The 11,946-nt window shown below is 65.3% G+C and carries 15 protein-coding genes and 2 pseudogenes; 7 read left to right on the top strand and 10 right to left on the bottom strand.

The genetic code is table 11. The features are described from left to right. Window positions 1-548 precede the first annotated feature (548 nt). Window positions 549-842, top strand: coding sequence for a type II toxin-antitoxin system TacA family antitoxin (locus tag ML342_RS11330; RefSeq protein ID WP_240127139.1), 294 nt, complete (start codon window positions 549-551; stop codon window positions 840-842). Next, window positions 839-1,339, top strand: coding sequence for a GNAT family N-acetyltransferase (locus ML342_RS11325; RefSeq protein WP_240127138.1), 501 nt, complete (start codon window positions 839-841; stop codon window positions 1,337-1,339). Before ML342_RS11330 ends, ML342_RS11325 begins: the two co-directional genes overlap by 4 nt. Window positions 1,340-1,348: 9 nt before the next feature. Here the strand turns inward: ML342_RS11325 and ML342_RS11320 are convergent, their stop codons facing one another. The 8 genes from ML342_RS11320 to ML342_RS11285 all read right to left on the bottom strand — a co-directional run bounded on the left by ML342_RS11320 (window position 1,349) and on the right by ML342_RS11285 (window position 8,011). After that, on the bottom strand, window positions 1,349-1,801 hold the full coding sequence (locus ML342_RS11320) for a site-specific recombinase resolvase (protein WP_240127137.1): 453 nt from the start codon (window positions 1,799-1,801) through the stop codon (window positions 1,349-1,351). Continuing rightward, on the bottom strand, window positions 1,798-3,147 hold the full coding sequence (locus ML342_RS11315) for a recombinase family protein (RefSeq protein WP_240127136.1): 1,350 nt from the start codon (window positions 3,145-3,147) through the stop codon (window positions 1,798-1,800). The genes ML342_RS11320 and ML342_RS11315 overlap by 4 nt, the downstream gene beginning before the upstream one ends. Next, on the bottom strand, window positions 3,144-3,608 hold the full coding sequence (locus ML342_RS11310) for a DUF2924 domain-containing protein (protein ID WP_240127135.1): 465 nt from the start codon (window positions 3,606-3,608) through the stop codon (window positions 3,144-3,146). Before ML342_RS11310 ends, ML342_RS11315 begins: the two co-directional genes overlap by 4 nt. A 60-nt stretch (window positions 3,609-3,668) precedes the next feature. Continuing rightward, entirely contained in the window at window positions 3,669-3,992 is a 324-nt protein-coding gene (locus ML342_RS11305; protein WP_240127134.1) for a hypothetical protein, read from the bottom strand. Window positions 3,993-4,291: 299 nt separating this feature from the next. Continuing rightward, window positions 4,292-5,188: a hypothetical protein gene (locus ML342_RS11300; RefSeq protein WP_240127133.1), complete on the bottom strand. Its 897-nt coding sequence runs from the start codon at window positions 5,186-5,188 to the stop codon at window positions 4,292-4,294. Next, window positions 5,185-6,978, bottom strand: a complete 1,794-nt coding sequence (locus tag ML342_RS11295) for an AICE element replication initiation protein (protein ID WP_240127132.1) — start codon at window positions 6,976-6,978, stop codon at window positions 5,185-5,187. The genes ML342_RS11300 and ML342_RS11295 overlap by 4 nt, the downstream gene beginning before the upstream one ends. Window positions 6,979-7,017: 39 nt before the next feature. Then, entirely contained in the window at window positions 7,018-7,302 is a 285-nt protein-coding gene (locus ML342_RS11290) for a helix-turn-helix transcriptional regulator (protein WP_240127131.1), read from the bottom strand. 91 nt (window positions 7,303-7,393) lie between these two features. Further along, entirely contained in the window at window positions 7,394-8,011 is a 618-nt protein-coding gene (locus ML342_RS11285) for a hypothetical protein (protein WP_240127130.1), read from the bottom strand. Between the two features lie 67 nt (window positions 8,012-8,078). Here ML342_RS11285 and ML342_RS11280 point away from each other — a divergent pair, with 67 nt between their 5' ends. Continuing rightward, window positions 8,079-8,342, top strand: coding sequence for a type II toxin-antitoxin system ParD family antitoxin (locus ML342_RS11280; protein ID WP_240127129.1), 264 nt, complete (start codon window positions 8,079-8,081; stop codon window positions 8,340-8,342). Next, the gene (locus tag ML342_RS11275; RefSeq protein ID WP_240127128.1) at window positions 8,339-8,668 is read left to right on the top strand and encodes a type II toxin-antitoxin system RelE/ParE family toxin; all 330 of its coding nucleotides are present in this window, start codon (window positions 8,339-8,341) and stop codon (window positions 8,666-8,668) included. Before ML342_RS11280 ends, ML342_RS11275 begins: the two co-directional genes overlap by 4 nt. Before the next feature lie 136 nt (window positions 8,669-8,804). On the opposite strand, the gene ML342_RS11270 is transcribed toward ML342_RS11275, so the two are convergent. After that, complete coding sequence (locus tag ML342_RS11270; protein WP_240127127.1) at window positions 8,805-9,296, bottom strand: DUF3489 domain-containing protein; 492 nt, start codon at window positions 9,294-9,296, stop codon at window positions 8,805-8,807. A 148-nt stretch (window positions 9,297-9,444) separates the two neighbouring features. On the opposite strand from ML342_RS11270, the gene ML342_RS11265 reads away from it, so the two are divergent. Both ML342_RS11265 and ML342_RS11260 read left to right on the top strand, forming a co-directional pair. Next, window positions 9,445-9,552 (top strand): helix-turn-helix domain-containing protein, encoded by a 108-nt coding sequence (locus ML342_RS11265; RefSeq protein WP_439655198.1) that lies wholly within the window; start codon window positions 9,445-9,447, stop codon window positions 9,550-9,552. A gap of 226 nt (window positions 9,553-9,778) precedes the next feature. Next, window positions 9,779-10,321, top strand: a pseudogene (locus ML342_RS11260) (transposase); the annotation flags it as partial. Here the strand turns inward: ML342_RS11260 and ML342_RS11255 are convergent. Continuing rightward, a pseudogene (locus ML342_RS11255) lies at window positions 10,320-10,913 on the bottom strand (phage integrase N-terminal SAM-like domain-containing protein); the annotation flags it as partial. The pseudogenes ML342_RS11260 and ML342_RS11255 overlap by 2 nt on opposite strands. A 202-nt stretch (window positions 10,914-11,115) precedes the next feature. Here ML342_RS11255 and ML342_RS11250 point away from each other — a divergent pair. Next, complete coding sequence (locus tag ML342_RS11250) at window positions 11,116-11,307, top strand: hypothetical protein (RefSeq protein WP_162615843.1); 192 nt, start codon at window positions 11,116-11,118, stop codon at window positions 11,305-11,307. Window positions 11,308-11,946: the final 639 nt, after the last annotated feature.

Genomic DNA, 11,946 nt, shown 5'->3' with positions numbered 1-11,946 from the left:
ACAGGTCAGCGCCGGGCTGAGAGCGCCAGAAGGACGAGGGCTTGATGCGCGATGTGCTCATGGGCGCCATCATGCCGGCTCACGGGCTGCAAGGGGGAGGGAGGTTTCGAGAAGTGCCCTGAGGGTTGGAAACTGGGGCGGAACGAAACAGCCAAATCGTCGAATCCACGCCCTCAAGGCCCAGGCGTTACGATCTGGCTCGGGAGTGGGACGCGGGTTCGGTTCCGGGTTCCGCCACCAAACACAAGGGCTCGGATAGTCTCCGGGCCCTTTTTCTTGCCCGAAATCCCCGCGCCACGCGGGGTTCCGGCCATCCGTGCTGCGGGTGACCATCACCCGAAACGCCCGAAATCGGCCACTTTCACGGTCAGAGCCGTCTCTGTTCTCCGTTTGGCCTGCGGGTAGCCGCAGCGCCTGATTCTTCAAAATCAACAGCTTATATGCGGCGGTTCACCGTCAACCACGGTGCCCGCTTGCTCGGAGAACTCGACCGCGTGCGTCGTTTGTACTAACATTTCGCCACTTGATCGAACAAGAGAGGCGCCACCATGACTGCCATCGCATCCTCGCCCGCTGCCCGTACTGCCCGCCTGGGGCTGCGCGCCACGCCGGAACAGGAGGCCGTGCTGCGCCGTGCCGCCGAGGTGGCCCACAAATCGCTGACCGACTTCATCCTCGACAGCGCGTGCCTGGCCGCCGAGCAGACCTTGCTGGATCAACGCCTGTTCATGGTCTCAGGCAGCCAGTACCAGGCCCTGATGGATCTGCTGGAGCGCCCCGAGCAGGCCAACGACGGCTTGGCCGATCTGTTCGCTCGCAAGGCACCCTGGGACGCCAAGTGACGCTGCGGGCACCGGCGCCTCTGGCCGCGCAGCATCGGCTGGAAGGTTTTGATTGCGGCAAGCCCGCGCTGAATGACTGGCTGTTGCGTCACGCCCGCCAGGCGCAGGGCAGCGGCTCGGCCAAGACCTTTGTCGTTGCCGAGGACGATGGCCGCGTGGCGGGCTACTTCAGCCTGACCGTAGGACAAGTCGACACGCTGGAGGCGCCGGAGCGCATCCGCAAGGGGATGGGGCAATACCCGGTGCCGGTGGTGATCCTGGCCAGGCTTGCCGTCTCGCGCGAGCACCAGGGCCTCGGTATCGGTGTCGGGATGCTTCAGGATGCGATCCGCCGCACGCTGGTGATTGCCGAGCAGGCCGGTGTGCGGGCCCTGCTCACCCATCCCATCGACGAAGACGCCGCCAGGTTCTACACCCGGTTCGGGTTCGTCGTCTCGCCGCTGCGCGAACAGCAGTTGCTGCTGCTCTTGAAGGACGCCCGCCGCTGGGTTCGTTGAGCCACACCCTCACGCATCGAAGCGCGAGAGGACTTCCCGCTGCGCCACCCAGTCGGTCGGCAGTGGATTGCGTTGGAACCACAGCAGGCTCATGCAGCGCGGCTGTTGGCCCGCGAGGATGGCCTGGATGATGGCCGGCTCCAGCAGCGTCAGGCGCAGCAGTTCATTGACCGTGGAGTGGTGCAGGCCCTCGCGCCGGGCGATCTCGCTGCCGCTGGCCACCACGCCCTCGTCGAGCAGGTGCTGCCAGTAGAAGGCCCGCGTGAGCGCCACCAGCAAGGGCTGGTCGATCTGGGTGGCGACCTTGCTCGGCGACTCAACCGCTCCATCTGGCCGCACAACCACCTTGCTGGCGCCGCGTTTGCGGATCTTCAACGGGATGAAGGTGGACAGCTTGACCTGCCCGCCATCCCGGCGTTCGCAGGCGATGGCTGCGCCCAGTGGTTGAATTTTCGGCTTCATACGGCTTCTTCCATCTCCTGCAACTCCGCGCCGATGGTGCCGGGCATCAGCTCGACGGCCAACTCCCGCCAGCCCTGATCGCGCCAGACGATCTCCAGCCCGTCATCGGCCACGATCACCCGCTCGATCAGCAACTGCGCCAGGCGGCACTGCTCGGCGGGGAACAACTGCTGCCACAGGCAAGCCAGATTTCGCATCGGCAAGACCACCTCCGGCTCCGACAGGTCTGGGCGGGCTGCCCGAATCCGATCCCACACCGACTGCACGATGTGCGGTGCTGATAGCGCCGCTACGATCTGCTGGGTCACCAATTCCTCAATGGGCGCCGCCGGTAGTGGCCCATGCTGGCTGGCCCATGCGCCAAAGCGTCGGTGCTTGATCGGCGTGTAGTAGCGGTAGGTCTTGCCCTTCTTGACCGTGTGGCTGGGCACCAGCCGCTGGCCATCGGGCGTGAACAGTAGGCCGCGCAACAACACCGGTTCCCGCTGACGATTGTTGGTATCCCGCCGCCGCTCGATGCCATCGGTAGCAATCAGCGCGTGTACCGCATCCCACTGTGCCTGGGTGATGATGGGTTGATGCTGGCCGGGAAAGCGCTGCCCCTTGTGCACGATCTCGCCGAGATACATCCGGTTATGCAGCATCTTGTAGATCGTCTGCTTGGTGAAAGGCTTGCCGCCTTTGGTCCGCAGCCCCTCGGCGGCGTAGGCCTTCACCATCAACGTGGCCGAGCGCAGGCTCACGAAATCGTCGAAGAGGCGGCGCACCAGGGCGGCTTGGGCCTCATTGACCACCAAGCGCCGCTCGCGCACGTCGTAGCCCAGCGGCACGGGCCCGCCCATCCACAAGCCCTTGGCCTTGCTGGCGGCGATCTTGTCGCGGATGCGCTCGCCGGTGACCTCGCGCTCGAACTGGGCGAAGGACAGCAGGATGTTGAGCGTCAGCCGCCCCATCGAGGTGGTGGTGTTGAACTGCTGCGTGACCGAGACGAAAGAGACCCCTTTGCGGTCGAACACATCGACCATGCGCGCAAAATCGGCCAGGGAGCGTGACAGCCGGTCGATCTTGTAGACGACCACGATGTCGACCTTGCCCATCTGGATGTCCGCCATCAGGCGCTTCAAGGCCGGCCGTTCCATATTGCCACCAGAGAAACCGCCATCGTCGTAGTCGTCGGCCACGGCGATCCAGCCCTCGTGGCTCTGGCTCTTGATGAAGGCGTGCCCTGCTTCCTTCTGGGCATCGATGGAATTGAAGGACTGGTCCAGCCGCTCGTCGCTGGAGACGCGGCAGTACACCGCGCAACGCTTGGGCGGCACGCTGAGCAGGGATGCTGATCGGCTCATTGCGTGCGCTCCTTGCGCTCGCGCAGCCCGAAGAACTTCGGCCCGCTCCAATGCGTGCCGGTGATGTGCCGTGCCACCGCGCTCAAGCTCTTGAAGACCTGCCCATCCAGGGCGTAAAGCCCCTCGGGTGTGACCGTCACGCGGTATTCGCGCTCGTCCCACTCGCGCACCAGCGTCGTGCCGGGCATCAGCCAGGGCTGCGCGCTGCGACTGGTGGAGGTCTTGATCTTGGAGTGCTGGGCGCCGGCGTCGACAAGCATCCTGCGAATGGTGGTGGGCAGTGCGCCGTAGGCCAGCTCCTGGATGCGATAGGCCAACCGCGACTCCAGGTAGCGGCGATTGGGATGCGCCGGCCGTCGGGGAAAGTGCGCATCCCACAGCGCCCACAGTTCGGCCATGGGCAGCGAGGGCAAGGCCGCCAGCTGCGCAGCCACCGTCGGGTGATGGGAGGTGTCGGTCATCGTGCAGCGCTCGGTGGTGGAGACAGGTGCATGAACGCGCTGTGGCGGCAAGAAGCCAAGTCAAACCGGGCTCTGGCCCATGCCATCGCCGCAGCCTGTGGCGGCGTCGCCGCGCTCGCCCAGCAGGGTTTGCGCCCGCCCGGTGCGCCGGTCGGTGACACCCAGGATGTAGACCTCGCCGCCCCACACCCCGCAGGCCACGTCGGTGTCTTCGGCGTCGGCAGGCAGCAACCAGCCGGTCATGCCCTCGGGTAATTCCAGCAAGTCCTGTGGGCGGTAGATGGGCCAGCGCAGTGCCGTCTGATAGCGATCGGCAAATTGCAAAACCTCGATAGGGGTATCAGGGAAGTTCTCCTGACTGAGGATGGGAATCCAGGCCAGCATCTGCCCGCTGGCGAACCAGTGCTGGACACGCTGGTGGACTTCCGGATCGAAGTGAGAGAGCCGCTCGATGGGCAGGGGCCGGAGGTGTTGCTGTGGGTCGTCGTGGTGTTCATTTCATTTCCTTGAATGGGTGATCGGGTGTGCCGGGTGGTAACCAGGGTGGTAACTGGTCACCCTGGTAACCTCATTTCGTCGTCTGTCGGTAGCGGGTCAGCGCGCTCGCGCCCCCCGCATGGCGCTTGGGCCAGGAAGGACCCGTCGCATTCCATCGGGTGAAAGCAACTGCCTTTACCATCCCCTCACGGCGCATCCACGCGAACCACGGCTGCCATCCCGCTGTAGGCATCGAGATGCTTCTTCGGTGGATTGGGGTCAGGGGCGTAGATGCGGCGCTCGTCGTTCTTGCTCTTGGGGTGGTAGACCTTCAGCCCCCAACCATCGAAGCCCGCGCTGCACAGGGCGTTGTCCAGTGCCGTCACGAGCTCGCTGTCGTGATGGGTGAACTGGTCGTTCAGGTCGCGCAGTTCTTCAAACGTCAGTCCCTCGATCAAGGTCGGCAGCAATTCCCCATCACGACGTCGCCCGATCAGTTCGTGGTGGTAGCCCGTGCGATGGTCTCCGGTCACGCTGTAGTGCGTCAGGCGCACGCGATGCAGCAGCACCGCCTCCATGCTCTGCATCTCGCGCCAGGCCTGCACGAAGGTCTTGGCAGCTTCGAACATCCGCCGCGCGCTGGGGCGGAAGATGCGGCGGATTTCCTCGTCGATCCGGGATTCGTCCAGACCGGCCACCATCTGCGCCGCCAGGTAGTTGATGTACTGCTCCATCGCCTTGACGCGGACGGGCGCCTCCAGGGCCTGTTGTACGGCCTTGGTGCGAGCGGCCTGCTCCTGTGCCAGTTCTTCCTGGTGTTCTTGATCGAATTGGGCCAGCGCGTCCATATCGCCCAGACCCACCAGCACCTCGCGCTGGATGGTCAGCGTCATCTTCGGCTCGGCGGGCTTGTCCCAGCCGTCCTGGATGCGGTTGGCGGCGACCAGGGCGGCAATTGCCTGATCGTATTGGGCGTTCTGTTGGCGCAGCCGCTGGAACATCTCAGCAACGGCGCTGACATCCCCGATGTCGTTCAGGGGCGATGCGTCCTTGACGGGTTTGGCGGTGGCTGCAGATTTCTTGCTGAAGGAATTGACGTTCATCGGTGGTCTCCATAACGACTGCCACCCTCGACGCCGGGCGGCGTGGCGCTTGAGTGCGGACGGATCGGGGCGATTCGCCACAGCGCGCCGTCCCGGCTGTGGCCGAGGTGACAGATCTCGATGCCCTTGGCGCGATAGGCCGGCGCGATGCGGCGCAACTGGTCGGCCAGCCCCTTGGGCGAGCGCGGCCATGTGCTGCGGTCGGGGATGCCGTAGCCATTCAGCAGGTCGTAGAGCTGGCCGGCAGTGCCTTGCCAGCTCAGCGGCGTCAGCCGCTCGGCGATGTACTTGTCCAGGGCCTGCGCGACGGCGTTGCTCTCCAGCGCCCGGTCGATGCCGGCGCGCACGAGGTCGGCGTACTGCGCCTGGAACTCTCCAGGGGCAAAGCCCAGCACGCGCGCTACCGCCTCGCCCAGCCGCTCGAAATCGGCCATGCGTTGCTTGTGGGTTAGCTGCACGGAGGGCAGCACGGCCAGCGCAGCGGCGAAGAGGTCGAGCAGACCACCGAACACGCGCGGCCGGTCACGCTCCCAGCCGGCGTGGGTGTCGGCGTCGTCGCGCCGCGCCTCGGCGGGAATCCGCGGCAGATCGATGTGGATCACCCGGTCGATCAGATCGGGCCGGGTGGCCACCACGGCGATGCCGTTCATCATCACTGGCCGCTTGCACTCCAGCACGTGCTCCTCGCCGTTCGTATAGAACTGGCGCGAGGCAAAGCCGCCGCCGGTGGCCAGCGTGCACAACGCGTCCTGCTGCTCCGGCGTCAGGCTGGAGAGGTTCTCGTAGCTCACCACCCAGTTGTTGGCGGCGGCGACGAACACGTCCTCGACCGTCTTGGGTCGGCCCCGCAGCATCACCTTGTTCGGGTCGACGAGACTGCGCAGCACCGACTGCGTGGTGGACTTGGCCGAGCCCTGTTCGCCCACCAGTTCCAGCACCGGGAACGGCGTGTCTGGGCGGAATCCGTCGATCAGCCAGGTCAGCACCATCACGCGGCGGCCCGCCGGGACGTTGGTGTGCTGCCAGAGCAGCCCGACGTCGCCGTCGATGGCGGGCATCGGCAGAGGACGCATCGACGGCGTGCGGGTGAACAGCACCGGCGATTCGGCCACCACCTGCCAACCGGAGGGCGTGACGACCACGGCCTGCCAGTGCTCATCGCACAGGTCGATCACATAGCCGTCCTGCCAGCGGGCAGCGCGCACGTGCACCGCGACCTCGTCGCCGTCATTGATGCCCGCGGCCGCCAGGGTGGCCAGTGCGGCCTTCATCGTGCCCTCGGCCACGCCGGTCTCGTATGCGCGCCAGTAAGCCGCGCGCAACCAGTCCTCGAAACCCGAGGACGGCACGCGCCAGACTTCACGGCGGCCGGGCAGACGGATCACCGCCACGGCTTTGCGGTCGGCGTCGTGGTGCAACTGGCATTGGGCGCGGGCCAGGGCCACGAGGTCGTCGAGGGTGGAACGTTCGTCGGCGGGGGCTGCGGCAGAGTTGCGCGTCGCGCGGTCCAGTTCCGTCACCGAGCACGCCGGATTGGCCTGCTTGGCCTTGTGCCGCAGCCGCTGGTAGACGGCGATGTCCTCGGCGCGCAAGGCGGTGAGCGCGGCCAGGACGGGCGGCTCGAAGATCGCGCCCACGTCCTCGGCCAGCCGGGCGATGGCCGCCTCGACGATGGCAACCGGGTCGGTGGCTTCGTTTGGTGCGCAGCTCAACAGTGGGAGGGCACCGTCACCACCTTCACGACCATCACCGTAGTGAGAGTGGTGATGGTCGTGATAGTCGGCCTGCATCGGCGCCGCCGGCGCTGAAAAGGGATGCCCTGCCATCGCTCAGTCCCCGCAGCGACGGTTCAGTTCGGCGGTGCTGTGGATGCGGCGGCTGTGGGCCTTGAGCCAGGCCAGCACATCGGCCTTGCGGTAGCGCACGCTGCGGCCGATCTTGGTGAGCACCGGGCCGCCGCCGTGCGTGGCCGCCGACTCCAGCCAGCCCACGGTGTAGCCGAGACCGGCGGCGGTGGTCTTGCGGTCCAGCAAAGCTTCGTCGGGCGCGCGCCAGAACTCGGCGCGCAAATCAGCGGCGCTGGTGGCTCGGCAGGGTCGGGCCCGTTTGGGCATGGCGGCGTTCCTTCGGGTTCATTTGGAATGCCGCCAGTGTTGGCGGGATCAGTGCCGACACCCGCCGAAGTTCAGGAAAATATCCTGAAATTCAGGAATTCCACGCCCGCTGCGGGAGTTCCTGGTTGAAGGTTCTCAGCGCCGCGCCGAGCTTCTTGTGGAACGAGGCGTAGCCGCGCACATCGTCGCCGAAGAACCGCTTGGCCGCCTCGTTCACCGCCTGCCCGATGGCTTCGGCATTCGGGCGCTCGCCCGCGCGGTATTTGCCCGCGGACGCTGCCAGCAGGTGCGCCATGATCGCGATGGCCTTGTGGCTGTTCATCTCCTCTACATTGCTGCCATCGGGCAGGACCGGCTGGCGCTCCTCCTCGAACAGAAAGGCGGGACGGTCCTCGAAGGGCAGCTGCTCGAACCAGCGGCGCAGGCTGGCCTTGTCGATGACGAGGCGGTCCTTCTCGATCAGCTCATCGACCGGCGCGCCCTTGAACACCTTGCCCTGGCTGGTGACGATGCCCAGGTCCTCGTACTCCAGCCGCCCCTCGCGCAAGGCCGCCACCAGCGCCGCCCGCTTGGCGCTCATGCAGTGGGTCTCGACCTTGAGACGGGCCAGCTCGGCCGGCTCCACGCCGCACCACAGGGCAACCGCGTCCTGGATGCGGATGCAGTTGGCCAAATCCCAGTAGCGCAGGCAGTTGATTGCGGCAGACATGGATGTGTTCCTTGAATGAGGGCATGGAAGTATTGCCAAATTTTGCCAAGAAACTTAACCTCTCGCCATGAGCACGATGAACATCTCCTTGCCTGAAAGCCTCAAGGCTTTCGTCGACGAGCAGGTCAGCCAACGCGGCTACGGCACCAGCAGCGAATACGTGCGCGAGCTGATCCGCCGCGATCAGGACCGGCTGCAACTGCGCAACCTGCTGCTGGCGGGCGCTTCGTCGGCTCCCACGGAGCCGGTGAACGCGACCTACTTCGAGGGCTTGCGCGAGCGGGCACGCGGCGCGGCCAAGGTGGCAGGCAAGACACGCCGCCGGTCGTGAAGGCCAAGCCCGTCGCCCCGCGCGAGCAGGCCCATCGAGACGTCGAGGACGCGATCGCCCATTACCTGGCCGAAGGCGCCGAGACCGCTGCGCTTGGCTTCATCGACGCCCTGGAGGACGCGTACCGCCACATCGGCCGGCACCCGGCCACAGGTTCTCCACGCTACGCCCATGAACTCAACCTGCCGGGCCTACGCGCATGGCCGCTGACGCGGTATCCCTATCTGGTCTTCTACGTCGAGCGGTCCGACCACGTCGATGTCTGGCGTGTGCTGCACGGGCAGCGTGACATCCCGGCGTGGATGCAGGAACCCGGCGAGGTGTGATCGCCGCGTTCTTTGTGGCGAACGGCTGAAACAACAGGCCAGCATCGTCACCACCCTCACCATCCTCACGCAGCGGCGGGTACGCAGATTCTGCGTACCCCAAGGGTCGGAGCCGAATTCCGACCCCCTTATGTGCTCACGTTCGCCCGAGCAGGCGGTACACCCGCTCGCCGGCGGCGTTGCGCGTCAGCACCACGTTCAGGCCCAGGCGACGGCGCAAGGTGGAGATCGCCCCGCGTACCGAATGCGGCTGCCAGCCGGTGCTCAGTATCAGTTGCAGGCAGGTGGCTCCATGCGGCCGGCGCATCGCCACCACCAGCGCGGCGAGCTTGCTGCCAGGGCGGATCGGGATGTTCCCCAAAAGTTGGAGGTCGCCAGGTGGCTCCACCGGCTGGAGATCCTCCGTTAGCGCAGGCCGCTTGCGCCCGGCCACGACGTAGCCGGCGTCGGTCAGCGCGTGGCCGCTGCCTGCGGGCTTGATCCAGCCCCGGCGCATGAGTGCGGTCAGCGCCTTGACCCGCGCGCCGCCGCGCAGGGTGTCGGGCGGGATCACGCGCCCATCGGCGCAGCGGGCGGCGCTGCGCAGCAGCAGGGCCTGGATCGGGGTGAGCTTGGGGCAGGTTTCCATCGGCATCTCCGGGTGATCGCGATGCAGTGATTCACGCGCTGTTCCGCCGCGGAGCCAAGCTCCAAACTTCGGTGATCACGTTTCGGCTGATAGACTTCCATCGGGTTTAATCCACTTGAGGCGCTTCCAGTTGGCAAGCGCGGACACCATGACCACTGAACCGTGGGTTTCCGTCGAGCAGGTCGCCCAACACCTGGGCGTGGCCAAGGACACCGTGTACCGCTGGCGAGAGCGCAAAGGCCTGCCCGCACACTAGATCGGCCGGCTCTGGAAATTCCAGATTTCAGAAGTCGATTAATGGATGCGCGCGGGTGGGGCGACGACGAGCCGGAGCGCGGGGACGAACAGAAATGAATCGCAGTGGGGAAAGGATCGCGTGAGCCTGGAAGGACAACTCCTCGACAAGAAGTCCTTGCGGGCAGTGACGAGGGTGTCAGGATTTTTGTGTGAGGGGCCTACCATGACGATGTTCAGGAGCCCCCATGCCACGCAAGAAATCTACCCCTATCGCGAAGTCGGACGCCATTCTTCCCGACGAGCTGCTTGAGAAGCTGATCCCTGGCCCGATGGACGCCGCCGGCGTCGAGGCCGTGTTCCAGAAGTTGAAGAAGGCCGTCATCGAGCGCGCCTTGGGTGCCGAACTGGGCGTGCACTTGGCCAGCCCGGAGGGTGGCCGCGGGAACCACCGCAACGGCCGTAGCAGCAAGACCGTGCTGACCGACGAGGGGCCGCTCCGGATCGACGTGCCTCGCGATCGGGCGGGCAGCTTCGAGCCGCAGTTGATCCCGAAGCACGAGCGGCGTTTCGCCGGCTTCGACGACCGGATCATTTCGATGTACGCCCGCGGCATGTCGGTGCGCGAGATCCAGGGGCATCTGGCCGAGATGTATGCCGTCGAGGTGTCGCCAGAGTTCATCAGCGCGGTCACCGACGCGGTGATGGCCGAGGTGGGCGCCTGGCAGGCCCGTCCGCTGGAGCCGATGTACCCGGTGGTGTTCTTCGACGCCCTGCGGGTGAAGATCCGCGCTGGCGCCGAAGGGGCTCGCTCAGGGCCGACGGCAGCATCGTGCGCCGGTCCTTGCCGCCCTTGCCGTCGCGCACGGTGATTTCGTGGCGCTCGAAATCCACGTCCTTCACCCGCAAACGCAGGCATTCCATCAGCCGCAGGCCACTGCCGTACAGCAGGCTCGCCATCAGCCACTCGCGCCCGGAAAGGCGCTGCATCAGCCGCGCCACCTCGCCGCGCGAGAGCACCACCGGCACCCGCTGCGGGCGCTTGGCGCGCACGATGTTTTCCATCCACGGCAGGTCCATTGCCAGCACCTCGCGGTACAGAAACAGCAGCGCCGACAGCGCCTGGTTCTGGGTGCTGGCCGCCACCTTGTCCTGCGTGGCCAGCCGCGACAGAAACGCTTCGACCACCGCCCCGTTCAATGTCCGCGGGTGGCGCTTGCCATTGGCCAGGATGAACCGGCGAATCCAGTACAGATATGCCTGTTCCGTGCGCAAACTGTAATGTTTCAAGCGCAATCGCGCGCGAATTTCGTCGAACAGACGCGGCGGCGAACCCGCCCCACCTCTGCCTTTACTCAGGGTCTCTTCGCCGTGATATGTCATCGCAGGGTCTGCCGTGTGCCGAACACCCTCAATGATCGCGACCCGGACACCACGCGCCATCGGCAAGTGCAGCGTTTTGGGGTAGGAATCCAGAGCTTGACAGCTCCCTCAGGCACTGGGACGATTCGCACTACACCCCACATTGGGGTCTACTCGTAGTTAGGCCGCTAGTAAAAATTTCACGCACATTAAAAGGCGACACATGGAACGCAACCAGCCATCCAAGCTATCCGGGTACCTGCTCATTGCAGCAGGACTCTCGTTCTTTGCGGCAGCGTTCAATAACGGGCAGAACGCCTTTACGGCACTTGGGGTGGTGTTCGTGGTCCTCGGAATCGGCGCATTGCGCAAGGCCTCTAGCCGCAGCAACGATTCCTCTGGCCCCGCGGCCTAACAATTCGTTCAAGCCGACGCCGCTTCGCGGCGCGGCTTAACTCAGGTGTTAGGGCTCACTGGAAACTTATGCAGCATGTGACCGCTCTACTCGCAACAGCGGGCGCAGTACCGCTCGCTTACGTGGCCTCTTTGCTGCTGGCTGAAGCGAACGGCCCTACAAAGCGTTTTAGCCTTCGGTCAATCGCGTTGCCAATTGCATTAATCACCTGTGTATTCGTTGGCCTGCTATTCGGCATCTATGATTCATTGGTCACGGAGCAGGTGGTCGGTTTGAGAGGGCGCGGCCCGTATCTGCGCTACCTAGACCCTTGGAGCTTCTGGTCTATCGTGACTTTGATGTACCTTGGCGCCGCAGCGTCGGGGGGGGTCGCACATAGATTTCTTCAGTTTTCGCGCAGTGATCAGTGGCGTGAGCCCTAACAATTCGTTCAAGCCGAAACTGCTTCGCGCCGGCAACGGCGTGGCAGGTTAAGCTTGCCACGCCGTTGCCTGCGCTACGCAGTTCGGCTTAACTCAGGTGTTAGGCCCTATGTCCTGCAACACCGCCTCCATCGAACAGCAGCTCGTCGATCTGCTGGGCAGCGCCGCAAGCTACAACGACAAGGGGGTTGAATGGTGTGGCCATTCGTCCGGCAAA

This window comes from Thermomonas alba (assembly GCF_022419205.1).
Lineage (GTDB): Bacteria > Pseudomonadota > Gammaproteobacteria > Xanthomonadales > Xanthomonadaceae > Thermomonas > Thermomonas alba.
This window is presented reverse-complemented; position numbering and strand designations above follow the sequence as displayed.